Annotated in this window: 25 protein-coding genes and 2 tRNA genes; 16 read left to right on the forward strand and 11 right to left on the reverse strand. The window is 66.6% G+C overall.

Annotation, left to right across the window (positions count from 1 at the left end; translation table 11 throughout):
• Window positions 1–49: 49 nt before the first annotated feature.
• The 3 genes from NGM06_RS01220 to NGM06_RS01230 all read left to right on the forward strand — a co-directional run bounded on the left by NGM06_RS01220 (window position 50) and on the right by NGM06_RS01230 (window position 2,062).
• Complete coding sequence (locus NGM06_RS01220) at window positions 50–1,138, forward strand: succinylglutamate desuccinylase/aspartoacylase family protein (protein ID WP_254268560.1); 1,089 nt, start codon at window positions 50–52, stop codon at window positions 1,136–1,138.
• A 164-nt stretch (window positions 1,139–1,302) separates the two neighbouring features.
• Window positions 1,303–1,373 (forward strand) — tRNA-Pro (locus NGM06_RS01225).
• Between the two features lie 194 nt (window positions 1,374–1,567).
• A complete protein-coding gene (locus NGM06_RS01230; protein WP_254268561.1) occupies window positions 1,568–2,062 on the forward strand; it encodes a hypothetical protein in 495 nt (164 codons plus the stop codon).
• A gap of 8 nt (window positions 2,063–2,070) precedes the next feature.
• Here NGM06_RS01230 and NGM06_RS01235 read toward each other — a convergent pair whose 3' ends face one another.
• Window positions 2,071–2,331: a hypothetical protein gene (locus tag NGM06_RS01235; protein ID WP_254268562.1), complete on the reverse strand. Its 261-nt coding sequence runs from the start codon at window positions 2,329–2,331 to the stop codon at window positions 2,071–2,073.
• 29 nt (window positions 2,332–2,360) lie between these two features.
• Here NGM06_RS01235 and NGM06_RS01240 point away from each other — a divergent pair, with 29 nt between their 5' ends.
• Window positions 2,361–3,473, forward strand: a complete 1,113-nt coding sequence (locus NGM06_RS01240; protein WP_254268563.1) for a zinc metalloprotease — start codon at window positions 2,361–2,363, stop codon at window positions 3,471–3,473.
• A gap of 77 nt (window positions 3,474–3,550) precedes the next feature.
• Here the strand turns inward: NGM06_RS01240 and NGM06_RS01245 are convergent, their stop codons facing one another.
• From NGM06_RS01245 to NGM06_RS01255, 3 genes are read right to left on the reverse strand one after another with little or no spacing between them, the layout of a single operon-like run.
• Window positions 3,551–5,659, reverse strand: a complete 2,109-nt coding sequence (locus tag NGM06_RS01245; protein ID WP_254268564.1) for a type B DNA-directed DNA polymerase — start codon at window positions 5,657–5,659, stop codon at window positions 3,551–3,553.
• Between the two features lie 9 nt (window positions 5,660–5,668).
• Window positions 5,669–5,971, reverse strand: a complete 303-nt coding sequence (locus tag NGM06_RS01250; protein ID WP_254268565.1) for a DUF8156 family protein — start codon at window positions 5,969–5,971, stop codon at window positions 5,669–5,671.
• Entirely contained in the window at window positions 5,958–6,659 is a 702-nt protein-coding gene (locus NGM06_RS01255) for a P-loop NTPase family protein (protein ID WP_254268566.1), read from the reverse strand. The genes NGM06_RS01250 and NGM06_RS01255 overlap by 14 nt, the downstream gene beginning before the upstream one ends.
• Before the next feature lie 282 nt (window positions 6,660–6,941).
• On the opposite strand from NGM06_RS01255, the gene NGM06_RS01260 reads away from it, so the two are divergent.
• Window positions 6,942–9,203: a hybrid sensor histidine kinase/response regulator gene (locus tag NGM06_RS01260; RefSeq protein ID WP_254268567.1), complete on the forward strand. Its 2,262-nt coding sequence runs from the start codon at window positions 6,942–6,944 to the stop codon at window positions 9,201–9,203.
• 59 nt (window positions 9,204–9,262) lie between these two features.
• Here the strand turns inward: NGM06_RS01260 and NGM06_RS01265 are convergent, their stop codons facing one another.
• A complete protein-coding gene (locus NGM06_RS01265; RefSeq protein ID WP_254268568.1) occupies window positions 9,263–10,288 on the reverse strand; it encodes a Cdc6/Cdc18 family protein in 1,026 nt (341 codons plus the stop codon).
• 225 nt (window positions 10,289–10,513) lie between these two features.
• On the opposite strand from NGM06_RS01265, the gene NGM06_RS01270 reads away from it, so the two are divergent.
• Complete coding sequence (locus NGM06_RS01270) at window positions 10,514–11,581, forward strand: beta-keto acid cleavage family enzyme (RefSeq protein WP_254268569.1); 1,068 nt, start codon at window positions 10,514–10,516, stop codon at window positions 11,579–11,581.
• A 15-nt stretch (window positions 11,582–11,596) separates the two neighbouring features.
• Here NGM06_RS01270 and NGM06_RS01275 read toward each other — a convergent pair whose 3' ends face one another.
• On the reverse strand, window positions 11,597–11,734 hold the full coding sequence (locus tag NGM06_RS01275; RefSeq protein ID WP_254268570.1) for a hypothetical protein: 138 nt from the start codon (window positions 11,732–11,734) through the stop codon (window positions 11,597–11,599).
• Entirely contained in the window at window positions 11,695–12,126 is a 432-nt protein-coding gene (locus tag NGM06_RS01280; RefSeq protein ID WP_254268571.1) for a hypothetical protein, read from the reverse strand. Before NGM06_RS01280 ends, NGM06_RS01275 begins: the two co-directional genes overlap by 40 nt.
• 182 nt (window positions 12,127–12,308) lie before the next feature.
• Here NGM06_RS01280 and NGM06_RS01285 point away from each other — a divergent pair, with 182 nt between their 5' ends.
• Window positions 12,309–13,007, forward strand: coding sequence for a hypothetical protein (locus NGM06_RS01285; RefSeq protein WP_254268572.1), 699 nt, complete (start codon window positions 12,309–12,311; stop codon window positions 13,005–13,007).
• Between the two features lie 58 nt (window positions 13,008–13,065).
• Window positions 13,066–13,662 (forward strand): GNAT family N-acetyltransferase, encoded by a 597-nt coding sequence (locus NGM06_RS01290; RefSeq protein WP_254268573.1) that lies wholly within the window; start codon window positions 13,066–13,068, stop codon window positions 13,660–13,662.
• Between the two features lie 72 nt (window positions 13,663–13,734).
• Here the strand turns inward: NGM06_RS01290 and NGM06_RS01295 are convergent, their stop codons facing one another.
• Together NGM06_RS01295 and NGM06_RS01300 are read right to left on the reverse strand one after the other, a co-directional pair.
• Window positions 13,735–14,244, reverse strand: a complete 510-nt coding sequence (locus tag NGM06_RS01295; RefSeq protein ID WP_254268574.1) for a hypothetical protein — start codon at window positions 14,242–14,244, stop codon at window positions 13,735–13,737.
• Window positions 14,241–14,846 carry a DUF7344 domain-containing protein gene (locus NGM06_RS01300; protein ID WP_254268575.1) on the reverse strand — a complete coding sequence of 202 codons (606 nt, stop codon included), beginning with the start codon at window positions 14,844–14,846 and terminating at the stop codon, window positions 14,241–14,243. The genes NGM06_RS01295 and NGM06_RS01300 overlap by 4 nt, the downstream gene beginning before the upstream one ends.
• Window positions 14,847–15,141: 295 nt before the next feature.
• Between NGM06_RS01300 and NGM06_RS01305 the strand changes: the two genes are divergently transcribed.
• The 4 genes from NGM06_RS01305 (at window position 15,142) to NGM06_RS01320 (ending at window position 19,155) form a co-directional block, all read left to right on the forward strand.
• On the forward strand, window positions 15,142–15,732 hold the full coding sequence (locus tag NGM06_RS01305; RefSeq protein WP_254268576.1) for a hypothetical protein: 591 nt from the start codon (window positions 15,142–15,144) through the stop codon (window positions 15,730–15,732).
• 16 nt (window positions 15,733–15,748) lie between these two features.
• Entirely contained in the window at window positions 15,749–16,321 is a 573-nt protein-coding gene (locus tag NGM06_RS01310) for a hypothetical protein (RefSeq protein ID WP_254268577.1), read from the forward strand.
• A 234-nt stretch (window positions 16,322–16,555) separates the two neighbouring features.
• On the forward strand, window positions 16,556–17,707 hold the full coding sequence (locus tag NGM06_RS01315) for a signal peptidase I (protein WP_254268578.1): 1,152 nt from the start codon (window positions 16,556–16,558) through the stop codon (window positions 17,705–17,707).
• A 248-nt stretch (window positions 17,708–17,955) separates the two neighbouring features.
• Complete coding sequence (locus NGM06_RS01320; RefSeq protein WP_254268579.1) at window positions 17,956–19,155, forward strand: DUF5305 domain-containing protein; 1,200 nt, start codon at window positions 17,956–17,958, stop codon at window positions 19,153–19,155.
• A gap of 115 nt (window positions 19,156–19,270) precedes the next feature.
• Here the strand turns inward: NGM06_RS01320 and ilvD are convergent, their stop codons facing one another.
• On the reverse strand, window positions 19,271–20,980 hold the full coding sequence (gene ilvD / locus NGM06_RS01325) for a dihydroxy-acid dehydratase (RefSeq protein ID WP_254268580.1): 1,710 nt from the start codon (window positions 20,978–20,980) through the stop codon (window positions 19,271–19,273).
• Window positions 20,981–21,330: 350 nt separating this feature from the next.
• Here ilvD and NGM06_RS01330 point away from each other — a divergent pair, with 350 nt between their 5' ends.
• The 4 genes from NGM06_RS01330 to NGM06_RS01345 all read left to right on the forward strand — a co-directional run bounded on the left by NGM06_RS01330 (window position 21,331) and on the right by NGM06_RS01345 (window position 24,430).
• Window positions 21,331–22,290, forward strand: a complete 960-nt coding sequence (locus NGM06_RS01330) for a glycosyltransferase (protein WP_254268581.1) — start codon at window positions 21,331–21,333, stop codon at window positions 22,288–22,290.
• 59 nt (window positions 22,291–22,349) lie between these two features.
• Window positions 22,350–23,339 carry a beta-ribofuranosylaminobenzene 5'-phosphate synthase family protein gene (locus NGM06_RS01335; protein WP_254268582.1) on the forward strand — a complete coding sequence of 330 codons (990 nt, stop codon included), beginning with the start codon at window positions 22,350–22,352 and terminating at the stop codon, window positions 23,337–23,339.
• A 278-nt stretch (window positions 23,340–23,617) separates the two neighbouring features.
• A tRNA-Leu gene (locus NGM06_RS01340) sits at window positions 23,618–23,702 on the forward strand.
• 167 nt (window positions 23,703–23,869) lie between these two features.
• Window positions 23,870–24,430, forward strand: coding sequence for a DUF5813 family protein (locus NGM06_RS01345; protein WP_254268583.1), 561 nt, complete (start codon window positions 23,870–23,872; stop codon window positions 24,428–24,430).
• Here NGM06_RS01345 and NGM06_RS01350 read toward each other — a convergent pair.
• Window positions 24,427–24,657, reverse strand: coding sequence for an Lrp/AsnC family transcriptional regulator (locus NGM06_RS01350; RefSeq protein WP_254268584.1), 231 nt, complete (start codon window positions 24,655–24,657; stop codon window positions 24,427–24,429). The two genes, NGM06_RS01345 and NGM06_RS01350, sit on opposite strands and share 4 nt — an antisense overlap.
• Between the last annotated feature and the right edge of the window lies 1 nt (window position 24,658).

The following is a 24,658-nucleotide window of genomic DNA, read 5'->3' on the forward strand; positions in this document are numbered from 1 at the left end:
TCCTGCCGCCAAACCCATCTTTTTGCCCTCGCTCTGTGACCGTCCCGACATGCAACTCGGCACCGCCGAATCCGACCCCGGCGAACTCGTCACGGGGTGGCTCGACGTGACCGACCTCCCGACCGGCACCCCCGAACGACTCCCCGTCCTCGTCGCGGAGGGCGAGGAGGACGGCCCGACGCTCTGGATTACGGCCGCCATCCACGGCAACGAGGTGACGGGCCTCGCGGTCGCGCAGGACGTGATGACCGACGACCTGCCCGGCGAAATCCGGGGCACCGTGGTCTGCGTCCCGACTCTCAACCCCGCGGGCCTGCGTCGCAACACCCGCACCTCCTACTACGACGACGAGGACCCCAACCGCTACTTCCCGGACCCCGACGCCGAGAGCAGTCGCCCGCCGAGCGTCCAACAACTCGTGGACGAGCGCGTCTACGAGGCGTTCACCGACTCCGCGGACGCCCTCGTGGACCTCCACACCGCCCACGTCGGGTCGATGCCGTTCCTCATTCGCGACAGGGTTCTCTACGGTGAGAAGCGGACCGAGGACGAGGCCCGCGAACTCGCCGACGACCTCGAATCGCTCGTGGACGCCTTCGGAATGACCGTGGTCAACGAGTACGCCGCCGAGGAGTACACTGAGCAGAACCTCCAGCGCTCGACCGCGGGCGCGGCGCTGAACAACGCCGGAATCCCGGCGTTCACCGCGGAACTCGGCGGCCACGCCGTCGTCGAGGAGGACACCCGCGAGGCGGGCGTCGCGGGCGTCCGGAACGTCATGCGCGAACTCGGCGTCCTCCCGGGCGACCCGTCCGCGGTCGGTCCCGAGGCACCCGTCGAGTACCCGGTCAAGCGCGCGGTCCACCCTCACACCGACGCGCCCGGTATCGCGCGTCACCGCGTCGAAGCGGGCGACGTGGTGGCTGAGGGCGACGTCGTCGCCGACGTCTGCACGCCCCACGGCGACCGGAAGACCGCGGTCGAGGCCGACCACGACGGCTACGTCCTCGGCCGGATGCACGGCGTCGCGGTCTACGAGAACGACGCGCTGGCGAGCATGGCGGTCCGCGACGACGGCGACCTCGTGGTCCCGCGCGAGTCCAGCGAGGACGGGCCGAACGGGTGCGAGACGAACTGACGGTTCGGAGTGGCAGTCTGGCGTGACGGGTCGAAGTGCTGGCCCCGAGAGGGGCGTCGGTGGGGGCGCATCGAGGACCCTGTTCGGAGCGAAATCGCTCGACGTGAAACGAAGCGCTTAACTCAGGGACGGGCTTTTGTGGAAATGCACACGGAGTGCACTACGGGACCGTGGGGTAGCGGTATCCTCAGCCGATGGGGTCGGTTGGACCTGAGTTCGAATCTCGGCGGTCCCATACCAAATTAAAGGCTAGCGGCACTCGTCGCCGCTTTTTCACGAAATCGAGCTGGTTAGCGCGAGCCGTGCGTCCGGCTCTGACACCACTATCTGCGAGTTCTGCGCCTTCGTCATCGACAGAGACAGCTTCGGACCTACCCGAGGACGCGTAGGGAGACAAGAGTTATCCGCTCCGTTCATCTTTCGATTATTATGGCTCAGACGTTAGTGAAGAAAGTCCGTCGGAACCCCGTGTTGACATTCGGTGTTACAGGTGGCGGATTTGGACTACTGTTCGTTCTGGCTGCGCCTATCCGGGGTTGGCTCGCCGGGCGGGGGTTTACTCTGCCGACCGGCTCCCTCTGGCTGCTCGTCGTCGGAGGTTTCCTCGGCGGGTCGCTTCTCGCGTGGCTTCTGTGGGAGCTTCTCGGTGGGGAACGGTCGTCGGTCCGTGGAACCGTGACTGGAGCACTCGTCGGCTTACTCGCGCTCCCCGTTCCGTTTTATCTAATCGAGATCGCCCTCGTCGTAACTGGCGAGAATCTGTTCGAGCCGCTACCGGAAGCATCCCCAGTCGTTCGATTGCTCTCTGATCTCCTACTGTTTCTCTTGACTCCACTCTTACTCGGCGCGATAGGCCTAATTCCGACGTACGGTGGGACGATCATTCTCGGCGCTCTCGTCGGCTATCTCCTCGCCCGCGATTGAGGCTTAGATTACTCGCCCACCGACCACGACAACTCCGCCTCGACAGGCGACTCTCCCGTAGCCAGCATCTCGGCACTCTCCTCGGACGTGACGTTCCCCCGCCGCTCGGCAGTAGCCGTCGACTCGACGAACGCGACTTTCGGGACGGCCACGCTGACCCCGGCCATCGTGATGTAGAACCCGGCCGCTCGGTCTATCGCTTCGCTCTTGGTGTTGACGACGGGCCGAGGTGTCCGCGCGCGTCCGTTCCGTCCGACCGCCATTTTCATGTGTCCGCTCTCCCGAGCGTCTCGTAATCGTGTTCGATATGCGGGTGGTCGCCGTGGTCGGTCTCGTGCTTCTGGCCGGGTGCAGCGGCGCGCTTCAGGAGACGACGCCGACTCCCACGACGGGCGAGACGACTGTTTCCCCGGTCGATACAACGACGACCGAGACGGCGGCGACTCCGACCGCACCGGCGACGACCGCGGGCGCGACGACGACCGCCGAAGCGGAGGGCGTCGAGAACCCGTGGGGAAAGCGGAAGGTGACGGTCGCGGTGTGGAACACCGTCAACCAGTCCCGGAACGTCGAACCGCTCGTGAACCGGACGCTGGCGTACTGGAACGGTAACGGGAGCGAGTACGCGGAGTACGACGTCACGTTCGTCCGCGCGTCGAACGCGTACGACGCGGACGTCACCGTCAGACTCGTCGCTCGGATTACCGAGTGCGGCGACGGCGGGACGGACTCCACGGTCGGGTGTGCGCCGAAACTCGACTCGTGGGAGACGCCCGACGACCCCGTCCGGGTCGATATCGTCGCTGGCTACTCGAACGAATCGACGAGGCAGATTCTCCGACACGAGTTCGGCCACGTCGTCGGCCTCGACCACGGCGAAGAGCCGATGCCGACGATGAAGGCGATAGCCCGACACACGTACCTGTCCCAACCCGACGTCGCCGACCGGACGGTCCCGTGGCGCAACAGCACGCTCTCGGTCCACGTGGACGTGTCCACGCTTCCGGGCCACGACCGCGAGGACGCCCGCGAGCAGATTCAGCACGCGCTCGACTACTACGAGTCGGGTGCCGAGGGCGCGGTCCCGAGCAACGTGTCGTTCGTGCTGACGTCGAATCGGTCGGCGGCGGACGTCCGGATTGGCTTCCCGGACGACCCGTTCGACTGTGCGGGCGAGCGCATGCGCGAGGGGTCCTGCGGACTGCCGTGGGTGTACGATACGGACACGGACGACGCGCCCGAGTACTTCTCGGACTACGGAATCAAGTTGCGCGGTCTCGACGTGGACGCGGTCGGCTGGCACGTCGGCTACTGGCTGTCGGACGCGATGGGTCTCGGCGAGGGCGAGTTGCCAGAACCGTTCGTCGACGGCGGTCGGGGCCAGCGCCAGAGCGACTGGTGGGAACGCTAACTGAGACCGCCGAACTCGGTTCGTCCGAACGTCGAAGACGAGTCCGACTCGGGACGCGGGAGTCCCGAAACGGTCCGTCACGACCCCGAGTAGGCCGCGAGACTCGCGTCTGTCCGGTCGGCGAGGTACCGCGCGATATCGTCGCGCCGCCATCCGACCGGCGAGAGGACGCTCTCGGCCGCCCGAAGCAACGCGTCGGCGTAGAACTCCGCGTCGTACGTGGTGGCCTCGCTCACCAACCGGACGCGGTCGCGCGACCGCTTCGAGTCGTCGGCGACGACGTAGCCGATTTTCTGCCCGGGCGAGAGGTCCCGGCCGGTCTCACCGGCGCGTTCCGCGGCGGCGACGGTGCGCGTCGAGCGGGCGTACTCGTCGGCGCGCTTCGAGGCCCGCTGCTCGACGACCAACTCCTCGGGGTCCACGCTACCGGCCCGTAACCGTTTCAGCGCCCGTCCCAAACGGTCGCAGACGGCCTCCGGGGACCGATACTCGTCGAAGGTCTCGACGAGCGTCTCCTGCACGTCGGCGACGAACGGCGGGGTACTCCGCTGGCGGCACTCGACGCCGCGATACTTGTACTCGTCCGCCCCGGCGAGCGACCCGAAGTACTTCGTCAGCGCGCCCACCTCCGAGTCTCGCCGAGGGACGAACGCCACCCAGTCGTACTCGGCCTCGTGTTCGAGTCGAATCCCCGTGTCCGCGGTAATCTCCTCGGCGAGCGCGTCCAGCGACTCCCGTTCGACGCCCTCGCGCGGCGTCACCCAGATGCTGTCCACGATGCCGTGGACGACGCGCCACCCGCCGTCTTCCAGCGCCTCCTTCGCATCGAGCAGAATCTCCCGGGCGAACGCGTTGATGGCCTCGTGGCACTCGATGCGGCCGAACTTCGCGTTCGAGAAGCCCTGATAGCCGAAACACGAGACGAGAATCCACTTGATGGCCGCGGACCGGCCCTCCAACTCGGTCCGGCGCTCGGGGTCGTCGGCCTCCCGCATCTGAGCCTTGATGTCGTCGCGGTCGTCCACCAGCGGTCGGAGGACGTCCGGCAGGTAGCCGCGCTCGTCGCAGATGCTGTAGCCCAGTCCGGGAACGTCCTCGCGGTCGGCGTGACAGTCGCACCGAACCGTCTCGGGCGAGACGTTGTACTCGCAGATGATGTTGGGGTAGAGCGACGAGAAGTCGAGTTCGTGGACCGCCTCGTGAACGCCCGCGTCCGGCGCGAAGGTGAACCCGCCGCGGTCGGCGTCGTGGAGTTGGCGCGTCGTCTTGAACCGCTCGGACCGCCACGCCTTCCAAGGCACCAGCACGTCGCGAGACAGGGCCTCGCGTATCTGTATCGCGGTGAGGACGTTCCCGATGGACGCCCACGACAGTTCCTGTAAGGGTTTCCCCGACCGTTCGACGAGGTCGATGCACCCGGCGACGTTCGTCTCGTCGTAGAAGAACGTGTTCGAGCGGTCGATTACGACGCGGCCGGGCACGTTGTACCGGGCGGGCGAGTGGCCGACGCGTCCGTAACTGGTGTACGTCGATTCCCGGGCGAGTCGCTGGAAACCGGGCCGCCGACCGAGGCGGAGGTCGTAGCCCAGTCGGTCCGCGAGGTCGCGTAACTCGGCCAGCAGTCGCCCCGAGTCCGCGACCAGCACGTCCGGGTCCTCGCGGTCGAGTATCTCCTCGACGCGCGGGAGCGCCGCGTCCGGCGACCGCCCGACCCGCTCGCCGCCGACCGTCAGCGGCGGGACCTCCCCGTCGCCGAACTCGTGCGCCCGGCCCTCGACGGAGAGCGTCGTCGGAGTCCTCGCGGGCGTCGGCGAGCGACCGCGTTCGAGGCAGTACCGGAACTCGCGCGAGAAGTCCACGTTGAAACACCGGAACTCGCCGGGGTCGCCCCACTCGTGGACCCACCGCGCGAGGCGAGTCACCGCCTCGATACTCGCGCAGTCCACGCGGAGCGTTCGCTCGGCCTCGCGGCGGAACCCCGGTCGCCACTCCTCGAACCGCGTCCGAGCGACGGTCGGGAACTGTTCCAGCGTCCGCCGAGCGTCTTCGAGCGACTCGTCGTCGCCCTCGCCGACGCCGACGTAGAACGTGGGCGTGTACTCCGATACCCGCTCGCTCGTCGCGCCGTCGTCGGTCAGCGACCACTCCACGACCGCACCGTCGACGAAGTCGATTTTGTAGGGCATCGGGCGGCGCTACGTCGCGGGCCGGTCGTCGGAGTCGTCCGAGTCGCCGCTCGTCGCCGCGGGCCGACCGCCTTCGAGTTCCGCTTCGAGGTCCTCGATGCGCTGTTGCTGGGCGAGGAGCATCGAGAACAGGACCACGACCATCGGGTTCTGGTGGTTCAGATAGCCGCCCGCGTCGGCGTGTTCGTGGGCGTCCTCCCAGAGTCGGTCGAACCGGTCTCGGTCGGGACGCCGGAGCGCCCGCCGGTAGTCGGCCCAACTGTCCTCCAGCGACCGAAGCACGTCGCGGAACGTCGGGTTAGTACGCCCCATCGACAGTCACCTCCGGCGTCGGGGTTTCGGCGGCCCCCGCGGCCGACACGCGGGCCTGCAGGACTCGTTTCCAGAACGCGAGCGTCGTCTGCACCGCGCCGTTCCCCGTCGGGTAGACGAGGGTCTCGAACTCGTCGGCGACGAAGCGCGGACCGAACTCCGTCTGCTCGCACCGAATCGTCTCGTCGGCGGCCGCGGCGAGCGGTTCCGAGAACGAGTCGCGCGTCGAGCGAGTCACGAGGACCGGCACGTCGTGGCGGTCGGCGACGCCCGCGACCGTCGCCAGCGCTCGGAGTAACAGGTCCTCGCCTTCGTCGGCGTACGTCTCGGTCCCGCGGTAGAACCGGTCGAACGCCGGACAGACGACCAGCGACGTGTCGTCGTCCACCTGTTCGGGAAGTTCGCGGACGAGGTCGTAGTGCTGATGGGCGGTGAACCCGCGGGCGACCCGAATCCGGTCGAGGGTCCGGGGACTCGGTGCGAGCGAGGCGAGCGACTGCGAGACCGCGTGGCCGCCCGCGTCCACCCACACCGCGGTTCCGCCGTTCGTCAGCAGGTGGTCGAGGACGAGCGAGTGCAGCGGTCCGGTCGCTCGTTCTTCGTCCGCCACGTCGAGGAGTCGGACCCCGGACGCTAACTCGGGCAGTTCGGGTTCTGGTCTCCCACCACTCCGTCGGTTTGCTGGCATACACACGACTACTTCGGGTATCCCGATAAGCGTCGGCGCGCGTCTTCCGGAAGTTCCGGACCGGAATCGTTCGTCCATCGGCGACCGCTGTGAGCGGTCAGACGCGGAATCGCGGCTACTTCCGAACGTTTCCAGATACGGCTCTGTGAACTCCTGCCAGCGGGGAGGAGCGAACCGGCGATGGCCGAGAGCGGGGGTTCGCCCCGACGTTTCGTTTTCACTGCTGATAATCCTACCACCATAATTATGGTTGCTGATCGTCTCTCACGGTGTAGAAACCGAATGAGCCGGATACCTGGAGGGAGGATCCGCGTTCTCCACGTCGACGACGAACCTGCCTTCGCGGACACGGCCGCCGAGTTTCTCGAACGCGAGGACGACCGGTTCACCGTCGAGACGGCGAGCAACGCGGGTGCGGGCGTGGCACGACTCGCCGAACGGGAGTTCGATTGCATCGTGTCGGATTACGACATGCCGGGGAAGAACGGTCTGGAATTCCTCGAAGCCGTCCGCGCGGACCACCCCGACCTGCCGTTCATCCTGTTCACCGGCAAGGGGAGCGAGGAAGTCGCCAGCGACGCTATCTCGGCGGGCGTGACCGACTACCTCCAGAAAGAGCGGGGAACCGACCAGTACACGGTGCTGGCCAATCGCATCCAGAACGCCGTCGAGCGGACCCGCGCCGAGTGGGAGCGCCAGCGCCAACTCGACGCCATCGAAACCGCTCGGGAGGGAATCGGAATCCTCGACGAGGGAGGGCACTTCCTGTACGTCAACGAGGCCTACGCGGGACTGTTCGGGTACGAGTGCGAGGAACTGGTCGGCGAACACTGGGAGTTGATATACCGCGACGAGGACGTCTCGCAAGTTCGTGAGGAGATTCTCCCGGCGATTACGGAGACGGGTTCGTGGCAGGGAACGACGACCGGGCGGCGCGCCGACGGCAGTACGTTCGTCGCGAACCACACGCTCACGACGACCGACCGGGGGGAACTCATCTGTACCATCCGCGAGACGTCCGACTGCGAGGGGTTACAGCAGAAGCACGAGTTGGTGGTACGAGCCTCGACCGACGCGTTCTTCGACTGGAACCCGAGGACGGACGAGGTCACCCGCAACGAGCAGTACCTCGCGCAGTTCGGATACGACGCGTCCGATATCGAGACCGACGCCGACTGGTGGCGCGACCGAGTCCACCCCGACGACCGCGACCGCGTTTTCGCGGCGGTCGAACGGGCCGTAGAGAATCCCGAGATTTCGTACGACGAGACGTACCGCTTCCGGAAGAAGGACGGCACCTACGGCTTCCTCCGGACGCGCGGATACGTCGTCTACGACGAGAGCGACGACCCCCAACGGATGGTAGGCGTCCACATCGACGTCACCGAGCGCAAGGAACACGAGCGAGACCTCAACCGTCTCCACGACGCGACGAGCGACCTCATACAGGCCGACACCCACGAGGCCATCGCGGAGACTGCGGTCGAAACCGTCCGCGAGATACTCGGCATGCCCAACAACGCGGTCTGGCTCCACGACGAGACCGACGACACCCTCGAACCGATAGCGCTGACGGACGAGGCCCGCGACCTCGTGGGCGAACCGCCCGTCTTCGAGTCGGGCGAGAGCCTCTCGTGGGAGGTGTTCCAATCTCGGGAGGGCGAGGTGTTCGAGGACGTCGCCTCACAGCCGGGACGGCACAATCCCGAGACGCCCATCCGCAGCGAAATCATCCTGCCGCTGGGCGACCACGGCGTGATGAACATCGGTTCGACCGCGGTCGGCGCGTTCGACGAGACGGACGTCTCGCTGGCCCGGATACTCGCGACGAACGTGGAGGCGGCGCTGACTCGCGCCGACGGCCGCCGGGAACTGGCCCGCCAACACGAGCGACTCGACGAGTTCGCCAGCGTCGTCAGCCACGACCTCCGCAACCCGCTCAACGTGGCCAACGGACAACTGGACTTGGCCCGGTCGGAGTGTGACAGCGACCACCTCGACGAGGTGGCGGACGCTCACGACCGGATGCAGACGCTGATAGACGACCTGCTGATGCTCGCCCGCGAGGGAGACTCGGTCGTCGAGACGGAACCGGTCGCGCTCCGGGAGATAGCCGACACCTGTTGGGGAACCGTCCCGACGGACGGGGCGACGCTCGTCACCGACGCGACGCGGACGGTTCGGGCCGACCGCAGTCGCCTCGGGCAGTTGCTGGAGAACCTGTTCCGGAACGCCGTGGAGCATGGCTCCACGAGCAATCGTCCACGGGACGATGGCGCCGTCGAACATTGTTCGACGGACGTGCGGGTGACGGTCGGCGGATTAGAGGACGGGTTCTTCGTGGCCGACGACGGGTCAGGAATCCCCGAGAGCGAGTACGACGACGTGTTCCGGCGGGGGTACTCCACCGCGAAGGAGAACACCGGGTTCGGTCTCGCCATCGTCGAACAGATTGCGGAGGCCCACGGCTGGAACGTCCGCGTCACCGAGAGCGCCGACGGCGGCGCGCGATTCGAGATTACCGGCGTCGCGTGCGTCGAGTGAGGAGGCGCGCCCGAAATCGCGCCGACGAACGGGTGGGTACTCTCCGGCGATTCCCTCGATTACTCGACGTTCTCGAACGTCTCCGAGACCGACCGATACGTCCGGTCTCGACTCGTCCCCTCGGCCCGTATCACGTCGTACTGGTCCATCTTCGAGAGGTAGTTGCGGACCGTGCGGTCGGTCTTGGGGTCGTCCATCCGGTCGCGGTACTCCTCGTACAACTCGCTCGGCGAGACGGCGTCGCGCTCTTCGATGATCTCGTAGAGCGTGCGCTGGTGGGGCGTCAGCGTGTCAACGTCCTTCTCGTGGCGCTCCGCGCGCGCTTCCGGAATCGACGCCGCCACGATGTCGTCCGTAATCCTCGACTCGTAGCTCTGGTGGGCCTGTCTCGCGGCGGTTCGGAGGATACTGAGCGCGACCCGCGCGTCGCCTCCGGCGGCGTCGGCGATGGTCGCGAGTTGGTCGCGGTCGATAGCGCCCTCTTCGAGTCCGGACTTGACGCGGGCGTCCATGATGGAGACGAGTTCGTCCGAGTCGTAGCGGTCGAAGCGCACGCGCTCGCACCCCGTCAGCCGACTGGTGAGGCGCTCGTCGGCGTTTCCGAACAGTTCTCGCTCGCGGTTGGCGACCAGCAGCATCGAGAACTGCGGGAGTTCGTGGAGGTGATACAGCAGGCTCTTGTCTTCGAGTTGGTCGGCCTCGTCGAGGATGACGACGCACGGCGGCCCGTCGTACTGGCGGAGACGCTCGTAGAGTTCGTCGCGGGGCGTGGACTGGCGGTGGATGTCCACGGTCTTGCCGAGTCCTTCGAGGATGCGGTAGAGGGTGCGGAACTCCGAGAAGTTCTGCCAGCAGTTGACGTACTGGTACTCCACGTCGAGGACCTCCTGACGGAGTTGTTCGGCGGTGTACTTGGCGAGACACGTCTTTCCGACGCCCGAGGGGCCGAGCAGGAGGGTGGTATCGGCGGGGTCGCCGTCGGTGAGCGGGGCGAGGATTTCGGTGAGGTGGGTGACTTCGGCGTCTCGATGCTCGACCTCTCGGGGGACGAAGCCTGTTCGGAGAACGCGAGCATCGGTTATCATTAGTTCCGGTATCAGGCCGACGGGACTTAAAGCAGAAGGCTCGTTTCCGGAAATTCCAGAAGTGACGAGTCCGGGTTTCGAGCGGCGAACGCTCGGTACCGAACCTCGCGTCGCTCGTCGGCCCGTACCTGCTCGCCGCGAAACGAGCGAACCGCGTCGGACTATCGGCTAGTTATTTTCACTATAGAAAATACTTAAGTATATTGTCCGGGAAGTCGATATGTAGTGTCTCCGCATAGGTCGAATTCCGACGCCGGTAACGGTGGGCCGGACGAGAAGTCGCTCCACAGGAACCTCTACGACGACCTCTCGTTCGACGAGTTAGAGCCGTCGCCGACGTTCACCGAGGAGGCCGCCAAGCAGTTCTTCCCGGTCCACGAGGAGGACCGAATCGACACGATGGATAGTCCGGTCGTCGTCGAGTGCGCGTATCCGGGGTGGCAACCCGGCGGGGACCACTATCCGGCGGTCCCCGAGTCCAAAGACGAACAGATTCGGGAACTCGTCGAGAGCGTCGAAGCGGGGGCCGCCGCGGTTCACGTCCACCCGCGCGACGAGGACGGCCGCCCGCAGTGGAACGACAACGACCTCCTGGTGGATATTCTCGACCCGGTGTTCGAGGAGTGCGGCGACGTGGTGACGTTCAGTCAGGGGTGGACGACCAGCCCTCACGCCGACTACGTGTCGGGCGTCCGCGACCTGCTGGAACGCGGCGACGGCAACAAGTACTGTCAGGGCGGGGTAATCCTGCCGCCGGGACTGTTCGGCGCGGGGTCGCTCCACTCGATTTCGACCATCAAGGAGGCCGTCCGCTACTACGAGGACAACGGGGTCAAACCCATCTTCCAACTGTACGACACGCACGTCCTGCGCGACCTGAAACACCACCTCATCGCGGACGACGAGTTGGAGTGGGACCCGTACGTCGTGTGTCTGCGCGCCGGGTCCCACCACTCCCAGACCACGAACAACGACCCGTGGTCGTACTTCAAGGTCCTCTCCGAGATATACAACGTGCGCCAGTCCGTCGAGGACAGCGTGGTCGGACTCTACCCCGGCGGGCGGAACTGGCTTCCGATGCTGATGATGGGGCTCGTCGCCGGGGCCAACGTCGTCCGGGTCGGTATCGAGGACGCCTACTGGATGTATCCCCACGAGGACGAACTCGTCCGGAAGAACTCCGAGGTCGTCGAGACGGCCGTCGAAATCGCCGAGATGCTCGGCCGCGAGGTCATCACCGACCCCGACCGCGCGCGGGAGTTCCTCGGCATGAAGTACACGTCGCCGCGCTGACGCGGCGGCCGACGCTCACCAGGAAACTTGGAAGGTGCGGGTCGTCCCCTCGCTGGTCTGTTCGACGCGGACGAACGCGCCGTCCTCGCTGAACTTCTCGGCGGTCGCCTGAATCAGTCCCTCGTCGAGTTCGGCGGGTAGGGGTTCTTGCACTCCATCACGCCGCCGGAATCGCCGGTCTTCTCGAACTCGTAGTAGCCGATTTCGCCGCCGCGGTGGTTCATCTGGTACACGTCGTCGAGCGCGTGCATCGCGTCTTCGACGGTCTCGACCTCCCGTGGCCACTCGACGACCTGCGGAATCTCGGACCCGATCTTCGCCACCGTCTTCGGGCCGACCGTCTCGGCGAGTTCGGCGAAGGCGTCGAGGTACGACTGCATCGAGTACCACTCGCCCTCGGTCGGGTTGGGCAGGCCGTGGTTGTCGAGGATTTCGAGGACTCGCTGTTCGTACGTGCTGGAGAACTGTCCGACGCCGTCTACGATCGAGCGAACCGACCGTCCGTTGACTTCCGCTTCGGAATTGAACGCTTCGTACTGAGGCATAGCCACCCATTCGAGTTTATTTCACTTATTATTACTGTTATGTTTTTATCAGTTATGATAATTGGTATGGAGAAAGGATTGATATTATTGCGTCGCGGCTTCTCGCGCGACTGGTTCACCAACCCGACGCTTGCCACTTTTCCTAGATTAATTTTATAATGGAAAATACGTTCTTGATGGGCATGGACGGCTCCGACAGGTACGCGATCGACGACGTGGCCTTCATCGGTCGGACGGTGGAGGAGTACGGGCGCATGTTCGACCTCGACCTCGCGGCGTGGCAGGGGAAGTCGGTTCTCGACTGTCCGGGCGGAGCGTGTGCGTTCGTCGCCGAGGCCAACGCGCGCGGCATCGACGCGGTCGGCGTCGATATGCTGTACGACACCCCGCCAGAGGAACTGCGCGCGCGGTGCGAAGCGGACATCGACACCGCTATCGCCGGGTTCGACGGGGTCGAAGACCAGTTCGTCTGGGAGTTCTACGACGACGTGGCCGACGTGCGCGCCCACTGGACCGCCGCCTCCGAGCGATTCGTCGCGGACTACGCCGACCGGTTCGACACCGACCGCTACGTCGCGGCGCGACTGCCGGACCTGCCGTTCGCCGCCGACTCGTTCTCGTTGGTCCTCTCGGCACATCTCCTGTTCCTGTACATGGACGAACTCGACGACGAGTTCCACGAGCGGTCGCTGCTGGAACTCGCCCGCGTGGCGAGCGAGGAGGTCCGCGTCTACCCCCTCGTGCGCTTCGACGGGAAACGCTTCCCTCGACTTGACGACCTGCGAGCGACGCTGGCCGACGAGGGGTACGAGACCGAGATTCGGTCGGTCCCGTTCGAGTTCCAACGGGGGGCCGACGAACTACTGCGCATCGACGTCTGAGACCGAATACTATCCTATTCCTTACGTTTATTGGCGGGCGCTGTGTCGTGCGAACGCGATGCCCGGACCGACCTTCCTCGAAGGCGACCGCGTGACGCTTCGCGTCCCCGACGAGACCGACCTGACCTTCCTGCTCGAACACGAGAACGACCCCGACGTGCGCGCGACCCGGAGCGTCTCCCTCCCCAAGGGTCCCGACGACGTTCGCCGCCGGTTCGGCGGAACGCTCGGCAGGAACGACGATACGCTCGCGCTCGTCGTCCACGCCGACGGCGCGCCCGAGAGCGAGGCGACCGACTCGCCGGACGACTCCGCCGCCGACAGAGTCGGTCACGTCTACCTCCTCCGCGAGCGACCGAACGACCGGACGTATCGACGCGCCGAACTCGCGTACTGGGTCGCGCCGGACGAGCAGGGCAACGGATACGCCACCGACGCCGCTCGGACTGTCCTCGACCACGGGTTCGACCGCCTCGGTCTCAACAAGGTGACCGCCGAGGCGTTCGCCTCGAACGAGGCGTCCGCTCGCGTGCTGGAGAAGTTGGGGTTCGCCGAGGAGGGGGTCTTCCGGGAAGAGGCGTTCGTCGGCGGCGAGTTCCGGGACGTGATTCGCTTCGGACTGCTGGCCGACGAGTGGCGTGACATCGAGCGATAGCGGAGTCTGCGGCGGAGCGTCACGAGGCGACCGTCGCGACGACGACCGTCGCGTGACCGAAGTGGTCGGTCGTCAGCCGTCCCGGTCGGCGGTTCGGTTGGATCGCCCACCGGCGGGGTCGCCCGTACACGCTATTCGGACGCGTCGAGAGAGACGCACGGAGACGTCGCCGTCGTTCGCGGAGGCACGGACTCGGACGGTGAAGACTTCGGCGTCGTTCGAGTTGTTCGCGCAGGTCACGTCCGCGACGACTACCGTCACGGTTCCGCCGCTCTCGGACGTGACGGACGCGTTTCCGACCCTCGGCGGTTGCGGGTCGCCGCTCCCGACGACGCGGACCGTCGGGACGGCGAGCGGTCCGTCGCCGAACTGGTTTCGGAGCGTCAGGAGGCGGACGTTCCGGTGGACGCCGTTGGCGAGCGACCCGTTTCCGCGGTCGATTTCGAGCAGCGCGTGGTCGTCGTCTGCGACCGCGACGTCGAGGCTTCGGTCGGCGCCCACCGAACTGAACCCGCCGGTACTCGCGGTCAGCACGACGACTGCGAGCAGCGCCAGTGCGAGCGGGAAGCGGGACCGGGTCATTCGCGGTCGGTCTCTGGGGGTGTCTCGCCCGCGCCGAGTTTCATCTCCCTCGCGTGGTAGTGGTGGACGAGCGCCGAGACCCCGAACATCGTCGTGAGGAACGCCGCCCACGCCGTGTCCGAGAGTAGGGAGAACGGATACGCGCCGACCCAGAGCGCGCCGACCAGCGCGGCCGCCACCGCGGAGAGGCCGACGTAGTACTTGCTCCACGGAATCTCGTCGCCTCGTACCACGTCCATGTAGATGTCGAGGTCTTCGACCGCGTCCGAGGGGTCGATAGTGCCGCGACGTTTGTCGAACTCCACGACGCCGGCGGTGTCCATCTTCGGGAGGTGAGACTGCTGGAGCGCGCAGTAGACTCGCTTGCGCTCGCCGGTCGAGAGGTCCTCTATGCGCTTGTCGTTCTCCCACGCGGCGACGTGTTCTGCGAGGTCCCCGAGTTCGGTCTCGCCCGACTCGACGAGATAGTGAAGCGCGTATCGTCTCCGGCGGTGCGACAGCACCTCGAACACCTCCTCCTCGGATAGCGCTGACGGCGATTCGGTCGAGACCGTTTCGGATTCTACAGTATCAGATTCCGTACTTATGGCGCTCCCTAACATACCTCTGCCCGAGTCCTACCAACGACTTCGAGGACGTAGTTAATCGGCTGTTACTGGTCCTGATACCGGTTTCTGGGGTGTTCAGAACCGGCCACAGGCACCCCCCGAAACCGGTCTGAGTTCCTCTGCGACGTGTCTGACAGATCAATACGAATACCGTAGCGGTTCAGGCTGGAAGTGGGCGCGCCGGACGACACCTAGTCGCAGTGACTCGGCCTCCGGGCCGCAGTGGCTCGGGGCACAGGGTCGCGGTGACTCGACGTCGGCGGCGCGCACGAACACAGGTGACACAACCATGGACCGACGCAAATTCCTAATCGGTGCAGGATCGCTCGCCGCCGGCTCGGCGGCCGCAATGGGTACGGGCGCGTTCACGAGTGTGAGTGCGGACCGCACTGTCGACGTCGCGCTGGCAAGCGACAACAGTGCCTTCCTTCAGATTACGAAGGCGCGTGACGACAGTGGTAATGTCAAAGCCAACGCCAAAGACTACGTCGAAAACCTCTCCAGCGGCGGACTCAAGCTCGACCTGACGAGTACCGACAACGGCGGTCAGGGTCTCAACAAGAACGCAGAGACCATCTTCGACGACCTGTTCGACATCACGAATCAGGGTACACAAGACGTTCGGGTGTACGTCAAAAACATCCCCAGCGGGATGAGCGTCTACTCGGAGGACGGCGAAAAAGGCGGGACCCTCAACTACAACAATCAGACCATCCCGAGCGAAGCGCCCGTTCTGAGTCCGGGCGACACGCTCGAAGACGTCGGAGTCATCGTGCGAGACCCCCAGTCGGTCGCGAGCAGCGACGAGTCGATGACTATCGTCGCCACGAACGGACTTGCGGGTCCCGACGGTGACAGCTCCGACGGTAGTGGAGTCTAACTGAGGGTTCCAGAAGATGAGAAGGCGACGGCTCCTCGTCGGACTCGGAACGCTCGCCGGGAGCGGGACGCTCGCGTTTAGCACTAGTGCGTTCACTAGCGTGTCTGGCGAGCGAACGGTGACGGTGAAAACGGCCGACGACAACAATGCCTTTCTCGCCCTGTACGAGCAGGGGGAGGGCAGACGGTCGTACAAGGACGGGGATGTAGTCGGATTCGATATCCCAAGCCCGGACGAAGACGAGTATCCGGAAGGAGCCCCGACCGATCCGGACGGACTCGGGACGGACTCCGTGTACCGGTTCGGAAAGGATGCAGCAGGCGACGATAAAGGCCTGTTCAGAATCGAGAATCAGGGGACCCAAGCCGTCAAAGTCTACAGTGAAGCGTCCTCGACGGACGAACAACCGTCGATAACCGCCTTCGACGTAGAAACGGGACGTCGATTGACAGAGGGCACCCCGTCCGACTTACTCGGCGTGGGTGATTCGCTCTACTGCGGACTGGAGATCGACACCCATGGCGTCGGCGTCCGCGATGAAGAGTACGAAGCGACGCTGACCATCGTCGCAGAGGCTCCCGAGGAGTAATCCGTCTCTGCGACGGTACTCCACCAGTAACCCGGCCCACGACGGCACGGCGGAGTCGAAACGCGAATCGGCTCCGGCGGCGGTGGTTCGACTCCATCGGTGAGTCCTCTCCGAGAGAGACCAGAGATGAAACGAGCACCAACGGCGACTACGGGTGTTTGTCCGGGGACGACGAACTCGTCGGCGACCGACCGAACGTTTTTGCCACGTACCTCTCAATACAAGTAGGGAACCGTGTCGGGTAAACGCCTACTCGCCGTCGGCGTCGAACTCCTCGGCGCACTCTTCATCGTCGCGCTCGTCGCGGGCCAGATTCTCGGCCAGCCCGTGCTACTCGGGTACGTCGAGACGGGCAGCATGGCACCGACGATGGAACCCGGCGACGGGTTCGTCGCCGTCCCCTCGCAGTTGGCGGGGCCGCCCGAGGAGGGCGACGTGATAGTTTTCCGCGCCGAGCGACTCCACGGCGGCGGACTCACCACCCACCGCGTCGTGGACGTGACCGAGCGCGGCTACATCACTCGCGGCGACGCGAACCCCTTCACCGATCAGGACGGGAAGGAACCACCGGTGAAGCGACCGCAAGTCGTCGCCGAGGCCCTGCAAGTCGGCGGACACGTCGTCGTGATACCCCAACTGGGGACCGGCGTAGAGACCGTGCGAGGCGCGTTCTCCGCGGCCCAACGACGGGTAGCGATGCTGTTCGGAACGCGGTCGCTCCTCGGTACGCAGGGACTCGCGTATCTCCTGTTGGGCGCGAGTATCGTCGCGTACGTGGTCGAGACGTTCAGGCGAGACGGACGGACGGAGCGGACCCGCGACCGGTCGCGCGCCGACGGCTACGACACGCGTCTCGTCGTCGGAGCGCTCGCGCTCGTCGTCGTCGCGTCCGCCACCGCGAGTATGGTCGTTCCGGCCGGACCCCAGAAGTTCGGCGTCGTGAGCGCGGAGCGGGACGCTCCCGGCCACGGAGTCATCGCGCAGGGCGGGTCCGAGGAAGCGACCTACCGCGTCCCGAACGGCGGACTGGTTCCGGTCGTCGTCTTCCTCGAACCCGGCAGCGAGGGCGTCGAGGTCACGCCTCGAGAGACTCGCGTGGGCCGACGTTCGACCGTCAACGCCAGCGTGACCCTGTCGGCACCGCCCGAGACCGGTTACTACCGGCGATTCGTGGTCGAACACCGCTATCTCGCGGTCCTCCCGCGGTCGGTTCTCGGTGCGCTCTATCGGACCCATCCGTGGGCACCGATAGCGGTCATCGACCTCCTGCTCGGCGGCGGGTTCTACCTCGTCGGCCGCGCGGTGGTCGGCACGGGCCGGATTCGCGTCCGGTCGCGCGACCGGCCGACTTCGATGCTGACCCGTCTCCGGCGCTCGTTTCGGTGATGGCAGCGACGCCTCTCTCCCCGACGGTTACGAAGTGTGTCGCGGTCGGGTCGCGTGCAACCCCACGAACAGCGTACAGAAGTCCGACCGAGTAACCCCCGGAGAATGGATTCCTGGGAGAATATATAATAATTAAAACACAATTCGAGAGGTCTGTTCTGCCCCGTGATAGCGAGTAAAAGAGGCTCTAAAACCCGTTTCGAAACTACCCCGTACTCTTATGTGACGATAGTGATAACGGGGGTTCGATGCCACGTTGGCCCCTCAGGCTACGCGCGTCGCTCGACGGAAACTACGCCGTCGTCGTGGGCGCACTCGTGGTTCTCGCACTGCTCGGCGGGTGGGTCACGTACGGCGCGTACGTCTCCCCGGGAACGCACGCCGAAGAACGAATCGTCTCGTCGTGGCGAACGACCGGACAGTTCGACCACGGAGCGACCGTCACCGAGCAGAACTCCGTGTTCTCGGTCGGGACGAGACTCTCCAATCGGACGACGTACTTCCGGTCGGTCGCGCCGGTCCTCGACGGGACGTTCCGGAGTCGCTACGAGGGGGCCGCGCGGGGGAACCTCTCGGCGCGGGTCACCGTCACGCTCGTCCTGCGGTCGGTCGGCGGCGAGAGCGGCGACTCCGCGACCGTCTACTGGCGCGACGAGCGCGAACTGGCGACCGAGCGGGTCGAATCGCTCCCGCCGGGAGAGGCGGTGACGGTCCCGTTCGAAGTCGATACGAACGAACTCCGGAACCGGACGTCCCGAATCCGGGGCGAACTGGGTGCCGGACCGGGCGAGACGAAGGCCACCGTTCGCGCGAGCGTCAGGTACGTGGGGACCGTCGAGGGCCAGCGAGTCGACAGGACGGTCGAACACTCGATGGGACTCGGTATCGACGGTCCGATCTATCAGGTCGAGTCCGCCGGTCCGCTGGACCAGCGCCACGAGAAGACCCGTACGGTGACCGTGCGCGACGACCCGGGACTACTCGGCGGCGTCGGTGGACCGCTGCTGTTCGTCGCCGCCGTCGGAAGCGCCGCGGCGGTGGTCGCCGCCCGCCGCCGCGACCGACTCGGACTGACGACCGCCGAACGCGAGTGGCTGGCGTTCCGTTCGGACCGCTCGGACTTCGAGGAGTGGATAGTGACGATGCGACTCCCCGAGCAGGCCGGGGACCTCCCGCGTGCCGAGGCCGAGACGCTGGCCGACCTCGTGGACTTCGCCATCGACACCGACAACGCGGTGGTCGAACACCCCGACTCCGGGGAGTTCGCGGTCGTCCACGACGGCTACCGCTACGTCTACCGACCGCCGTCGCCCCCGGCGCGCGACGGGACCGACGAGCAGTCCGGCGACGCGGCCGACTCCGAGGCGTCGCCAGCGGCGCAGGAGGACGGCGAAACCGCGACAGACGGGAACCGCGAGGCAGACGAACCGATTCAGAGGACCGACTGACTGGCTGTCGTTCCGTCCGACTGCCACTTCGAGCGCGAATCCTCGACTGTTTCAGCGGCGGAGGCGCTCGTGACTCGACTGCCTCGAACGACCAAAAACGGTCGCGAATCACGCCTCAGTCGTCGCGCTTCACGCCCGGGTTCGTCACCGCGCCGTTCGCCGCGGAACCGAACGTCGCGCCGTACTTCGCCAGCACGCCGTTCTGATAGGACAGTTCCGGTTCCTCGCGGTCGTCGAGTCGCGACTCGATTTCCTCGTCCGAGAGGTCGGCTTCGAGGTTCCGGTCGGGGATGTCGATGGTGACGTGGTCGCCGTCCTCCAGCGCGCCGATGGGACCGCCGTCGAACGACTCCGGGGCGACGTGGCCGATCATCGGTCCGCGGGTCGCGCCCGAGAACCGGCCGTCGGTCACCATCGCCACGTCGTCCTCGTGGCCCGCGCCGACGACCGCCGAGGTGACGCCGAGCATCTCGCGCATGCCGGGACCGCCCCGCGGTCCCTCGTTGCGGATGACGATGACGTCGTCCGACTCGATGCGGCCCTCTTGGACGTACCGCATCGCGTCCTCCTCGGTCTCGAAGACCCGCGCCGGTCCCTCGTGGTGGAAGTCGTCCTCGCCGGTGACCTTCAGGACGCCGCCGTCGGGCGCGAGGTTGCCGGTGAGAATCTTGATGGCTCCCTCCTCGTGGAAGGGGTCTTCGACCGGGCGGATGAACTCGGCGTCGATGTCGTCGTCCGCGGGCAGGTCGAGTCGCTCCAACTCCTCGGAAATCGTCCGACCCGTCACGGTCGGCGCGTCGCCGTCGAACAGGCCCGCCTCGACCAGTCGCCGAATCACGACCGGGACGCCGCCCTGCTCGTAGAGGTCGAGCATCGTCTTCTGGCCGCCCGGTTGGAGGTTGGCTATTTTGGGCGTGCGGCGGGATATCTCGTCGAACTCCTCGATGTCGAGGTCGATACCCGCCTCGGCGGCCAGCGCGAGCAGGTGGAGCACGGCGTTGGTGGACCCGCCGATTGCGACCTGCAGCGCGATGGCGTTCTCGAACGACCGCTTGTCGAGGATGTCGGAGGGGCGGCGCTCGTTCTCGATGGCGTCGAGCGCGAGTTCGCCAGCGCGCTCGGCGACCTCGTAGCGCTCGTCGGACTCGGCGGGAGCGCCCGCGCTCCCGAGCGGTGCGAGACCGAGCGCCTCGGAAATCGACGCCATCGTGTTCGCGGTGAACATCCCGCCGCAGGACCCCGCGCCGGGGCAGGCGTGGCGCTCCAAGTCGTCCAACTCCTCCTCGCTCATCTCGCCCTCTGCGACGGCACCGACGCCCTCGAAGACGTTCTGGACGGTGACCTCGCGGCCGTCGTGTTCGCCGGGCATGATGGACCCGCCGTAGAGGAAGACCGAGGGCAGGTCGGTCCGAATCGCGGCCATCATCATCCCCGGCAGGTTCTTGTCGCACCCGCCGATCGTGACGAGACCGTCCATGCGCTCGCCGAACGCCACCAGTTCCACCGAGTCGGCGATGACCTCCCGCGAAATCAGCGAGGCCCGCATCCCCTCGGTCCCCATCGAGATGGCGTCGGAGATGGTGATGGTCCCGAACTCGATGGGCATGCCGCCCGCCGAATCGACGCCCTCGTACGCCGACGCGGCCACGTCGTCCAGATGGACGTTACACGGCGTGATGTCGGCGGCCGGGTTGGCGATGCCCACCATCGGCGACGAGAGGTCTGCGTCGTCGTACCCCATCGCTCGGAACATCGCGCGGTGGGGAGCGCGTTCGACTCCTTCGGTGACCTCGTTGCTCGGGAGGTCGGCCGGTTTCTCGGACATATCCGGGGGTAGCCCCGGAGGGGCTTAAGTTCCCCCACTCGAACAAACGTTGCTGTCTGACTCGAACACGTTCGGCCGCTGAACGCCGTCGTCGCCGCGAAGGAGGACCGCCGACTCGGCGGGGCGACTCTCGACGCGGCACGCTGACCTCTCGGTTGGTCAGACGCCCGACGACTCGTACCTCGTGTTATCTACCGCTCGTTTAATGTAGCTCTGTTCACAGCTACCGATTTCTCGTATCGGGAACGAACCCGATCAACGCCAGACTGCGATTCGAAGTCTAGCCCACGTCGAACCGACGAAATCCTAGAATAGGAACATACTTTTCGGGCGGCCGTCGAAGGGACGCCATGGACCAGACGGTCGCCGTCGCCCACTATCCCGAAGGCGCTGGCCACGCGACTCGCATGCTGGCAGTCGCTCAAGCCTTCGAAGACGCGGGCGCGGAGATCGTCCTCGCTGGCGGCGGTCCCGGGTCGCGATTCATCGAACACAACGGGTACGAGGTGTTCCGGGCCGCGCCGGTGGACTACATCGGCGATTACCAGCAGGGGTCGCTCTACCGGGTCCTCACCCGGAGTCTCCCCTACAGCGCCAAGCGCGTGATCGACCTCGTCAGATGGCTCCGCCGGGAGGACCCCGCGGCGCTGGTGACCGACGACATGTTCGGGGCGATGGCCGCCTCGCTGACCGGAACCCCGCTCTACGTGGTCACGCACAACGCGGCGTCGTACTACGACGCGGCCGTCGAACAGGTGTTCACGTGGCTGCTCAACCGCTATCAGTTGCGCACGGCCGAGTCGTTCCTCTACCCGGCGGTGTGGCCGCCCGACGAGGGCGACCCGCCGGGCGTGACTCACGTCCCGCCCATCGCGCTCGACCCCGAGGGGTGTCCGCCGCCCGAGAACGACGTCGAGGTGCTGGTCGTTCCGAGCGTCTACTCGACGAACTTCGACGTTCTCGCCGAGACCCTGCGCACCGAGGGTCACGACGTGACGCTCGTGGGCGACGACCGCTGGGAGGCGGTCCCCGCGCTCCTGCCGTGGATTCGGGCCGCCGACGTGGTGGTCTGCTCGGGCTACTCCACCGTGATGGAGGCCGCGGTGGGCGGCACGTCCTGCGTGGTGTATCCGTTCACCGACGAGCAACACGGCGTGACGCGCGTCCTCGAACGCCGGGGCGTCCGAGGGTTTCAGGTCGAACACTCGGTCGCGCACGTGGCCCGTGCGGTTCGGCACCCTCCCGAGAACCCCGGCCACGAGAACGGCGTCGAGCGCGTCGCGGACCACGTCCTCGCCGACCTGCCGTGACCTGACCAGTTTTTGCCACTGTCGGAACGACGAACCCCCTTCCACGCGAACTCGCGGGTATGGCTCGGGTCTCGGCCGGAGCGCGACTCCACTTCGGCTTCCAGAATCTCGCGTTGGCACACGAGCGACTCTACGGGTCGCTCGGCGTCGCGCTCGACTCCCCGCGCGTCGTCGTGACCGCCGACCCCGCGGAGACGGTTCGCTGCGACCACGAGACCGCCCGAGGGCACGCCCGGCGAGCGGTCGAACTGCTCGACGTTCCGGGCGCGGACGTGACCGTCGAGCGAACGCTCCCCCGCCACGTCGGACTCGGGAGCGGGACGCAGTTGGCGCTCGCGGTCCTCGCCGCCGTCGCACGCGCCTACGACCGCGACCCGCGGGTCCGCCAGCGCGCACCGAAACTCGGCCGCGGCGGGCGGAGCGGCGTGGGAGTCGCCACCTTCGAGTCGGGCGGGTTCGTCTTCGATGCCGGTCACCCGACCGAGCGGTTCACCACCGACCGACCCCCGCGCGGGGAGTGGTCGGTCCCGGAAGTCGTCGCCCGTCACGAGGTCCCCGACGACTGGCGGTTCGTCGTCGTCCTCCCCGACGCCGACCCCGGCCGGAGCGGCGACGACGAGGACGCGAGCATGCGGTCGGTCGTCGAGCGCGCGGACCCGGCTATCGGCGACGAAATCGCCGGGGTCGTCACTCGCCGCGTCCTCCCCGCCGTCGCGGCGGGCGACGCCGAGGCGTTCGGCGCGGCGGTCGCAGAGGTCGGCCGACTCAACGGCGCGTGGTACGCCGACGAGCAGGGCGGCGTCTATCGCCCGCCGGTCGGCGAACTGGTCTCGGAACTCGGCGACTCGGCGGCCGTCGCCGGTGCTGGCCAGTCGTCGTGGGGACCCGCGGTGTACGCCGTCACCCGGGAGCGTTCGGCGGCCGCGGCCCGCGACGCGGCCCGCGAGGCGCTCTCGGCGGTCGGTGTCGGCGGCGAGGTGTCGGTCGCCGAACCCCGGAACCGAGGTGTCCGAATCGAGGAGTCGGATGGCGCAGTCCTCTCGGAGTAGTCGGACTGGCGGTCGCGGGGTAGAGACGGTGCCGCCGCGTCGCGGCACCGCCGAAGTGACAGTGCTGACTGACTCGCCAGCTATCTGCCCGCAACCGCACGAAGCGTCCGGGCGAGGTTCGTCGCGTCTTCGGCCGTAAACCTTCGCGACGCGAGTCGGGACGACGCTAATCACCGACGTATCGCCGGACGCGAATTATCCGCGGCGGTCCGAAAAATACCTCCCACCGGCTCGCGTACCGAAACCCACTTCGGTACGAACGGACAACTCCCTCGTGGGCGAGGGTTGCCCAGCCTGGCCAACGGCGGCGGGCTTAAGACCCGCTCTCGTAGGAGTCCATGGGTTCGAATCCCATCCCTCGCACTTCTCTCGGCGCACGACGTTCCGAGCGTCTCGTGCGCTCGCTATGTCACTACGCTCGTTCGCTCACGGTGTTTCGTCGTTCACGGGCCGAGACGAGTCGGGCGCGATACCGGATGCGCCGGACACAGTCGAAACCCACATTCCTCCGACCCCCCTACGCCCGTCCAATGACCGACGAGCGAGTCGAACGCGCCTTCCGACAGCATCCGCACTTCGAGCGAACCGGAGACGGCGAGTTCGAGACCTCCGAGAAACCCTTCGAGAACGTCGTCACCGTGGCCGACGCCGACGAAGGGTCTCACCGCTACGAAGTCGTCGCCCGAACGCCGATGCTCGACGCCGTGGTCGAAGGCGAGACGGTCGCGGACGTGGTGGAAGACGGCTGGTTCGAGACGCTGGAACTCCGTCTGGAGGACACTCACACCGTCGCCGACGCCGACGCCGCCCCGCCCGAAATCGAACGCGAAGGCGACGAGGCGGTGGCCACCGTCGAGTTCGAGTCCGCGGACCCAGAGCAGGCCGTCGAGGACGCGCTGGCGATAGCCGAATTCGTCGAAGGGACGTGGGTGCAGGGAATCATCCCCGGGTACGAGTACCGGGAACCCGCCGCGGGCCTGCGCGAGCGCGCTCAACAGAACTACGACGAGAACGGAGTGGAAGGGGCGGAGGGCGCGGGCGGACCCGGTAGCGCGAGTGGGCCGGGCGACGCGGGCGGGCCGCCGCGTTAGTCCATCGCGATGTAGGTCTGGGTTCCCTCGACGCCCTCGACGCTCTGAATCCCGTTGGCCGCGATTCCCTTCACGTCGGCGGGCGAGTCCACGTCGAGTTTGGCGATGATGTCCACGTCGCCCGCGACGATGTGGGCGTCTACCACGCCGTCGAGGTCGATAATCGAGTTCTTGAGCCTGTCGGCCTCGCCGGTGTTCGCCTTGACCATGACGTACGCGGTGACCACG

The organism is Halorussus aquaticus, from assembly GCF_024218795.1.
In the GTDB taxonomy this organism is placed as follows: Archaea; Halobacteriota; Halobacteria; order Halobacteriales; family Haladaptataceae; genus Halorussus; species Halorussus aquaticus.

Excerpts from the sequence above, each read along its gene's own strand:
- NGM06_RS01220 (WP_254268560.1), top strand. The coding sequence starts at position 50 with ATGCAACTCGGCACCGCCGAATCCGACCCCGGCGAACTCGTCACGGGG.
- NGM06_RS01230 (WP_254268561.1), top strand. The coding sequence starts at position 1,568 with ATGGCTCAGACGTTAGTGAAGAAAGTCCGTCGGAACCCCGTGTTGACA.
- NGM06_RS01235 (WP_254268562.1), bottom strand. The coding sequence starts at position 2,331 with ATGAAAATGGCGGTCGGACGGAACGGACGCGCGCGGACACCTCGGCCC.
- NGM06_RS01245 (WP_254268564.1), bottom strand. The coding sequence starts at position 5,659 with ATGCCCTACAAAATCGACTTCGTCGACGGTGCGGTCGTGGAGTGGTCG.
- NGM06_RS01250 (WP_254268565.1), bottom strand. The coding sequence starts at position 5,971 with ATGGGGCGTACTAACCCGACGTTCCGCGACGTGCTTCGGTCGCTGGAG.
- NGM06_RS01255 (WP_254268566.1), bottom strand. The coding sequence starts at position 6,659 with ATGCCAGCAAACCGACGGAGTGGTGGGAGACCAGAACCCGAACTGCCC.
- NGM06_RS01260 (WP_254268567.1), top strand. The coding sequence starts at position 6,942 with ATGAGCCGGATACCTGGAGGGAGGATCCGCGTTCTCCACGTCGACGAC.
- NGM06_RS01265 (WP_254268568.1), bottom strand. The coding sequence starts at position 10,288 with ATGATAACCGATGCTCGCGTTCTCCGAACAGGCTTCGTCCCCCGAGAG.
- NGM06_RS01280 (WP_254268571.1), bottom strand. The coding sequence starts at position 12,126 with ATGCCTCAGTACGAAGCGTTCAATTCCGAAGCGGAAGTCAACGGACGG.
- NGM06_RS01285 (WP_254268572.1), top strand. The coding sequence starts at position 12,309 with ATGGACGGCTCCGACAGGTACGCGATCGACGACGTGGCCTTCATCGGT.
- NGM06_RS01290 (WP_254268573.1), top strand. The coding sequence starts at position 13,066 with ATGCCCGGACCGACCTTCCTCGAAGGCGACCGCGTGACGCTTCGCGTC.
- NGM06_RS01295 (WP_254268574.1), bottom strand. The coding sequence starts at position 14,244 with ATGACCCGGTCCCGCTTCCCGCTCGCACTGGCGCTGCTCGCAGTCGTC.
- NGM06_RS01300 (WP_254268575.1), bottom strand. The coding sequence starts at position 14,846 with ATGTTAGGGAGCGCCATAAGTACGGAATCTGATACTGTAGAATCCGAA.
- NGM06_RS01305 (WP_254268576.1), top strand. The coding sequence starts at position 15,142 with ATGGACCGACGCAAATTCCTAATCGGTGCAGGATCGCTCGCCGCCGGC.
- NGM06_RS01310 (WP_254268577.1), top strand. The coding sequence starts at position 15,749 with ATGAGAAGGCGACGGCTCCTCGTCGGACTCGGAACGCTCGCCGGGAGC.
- NGM06_RS01320 (WP_254268579.1), top strand. The coding sequence starts at position 17,956 with ATGCCACGTTGGCCCCTCAGGCTACGCGCGTCGCTCGACGGAAACTAC.
- ilvD (WP_254268580.1), bottom strand. The coding sequence starts at position 20,980 with ATGTCCGAGAAACCGGCCGACCTCCCGAGCAACGAGGTCACCGAAGGA.
- NGM06_RS01330 (WP_254268581.1), top strand. The coding sequence starts at position 21,331 with ATGGACCAGACGGTCGCCGTCGCCCACTATCCCGAAGGCGCTGGCCAC.
- NGM06_RS01335 (WP_254268582.1), top strand. The coding sequence starts at position 22,350 with ATGGCTCGGGTCTCGGCCGGAGCGCGACTCCACTTCGGCTTCCAGAAT.
- NGM06_RS01345 (WP_254268583.1), top strand. The coding sequence starts at position 23,870 with ATGACCGACGAGCGAGTCGAACGCGCCTTCCGACAGCATCCGCACTTC.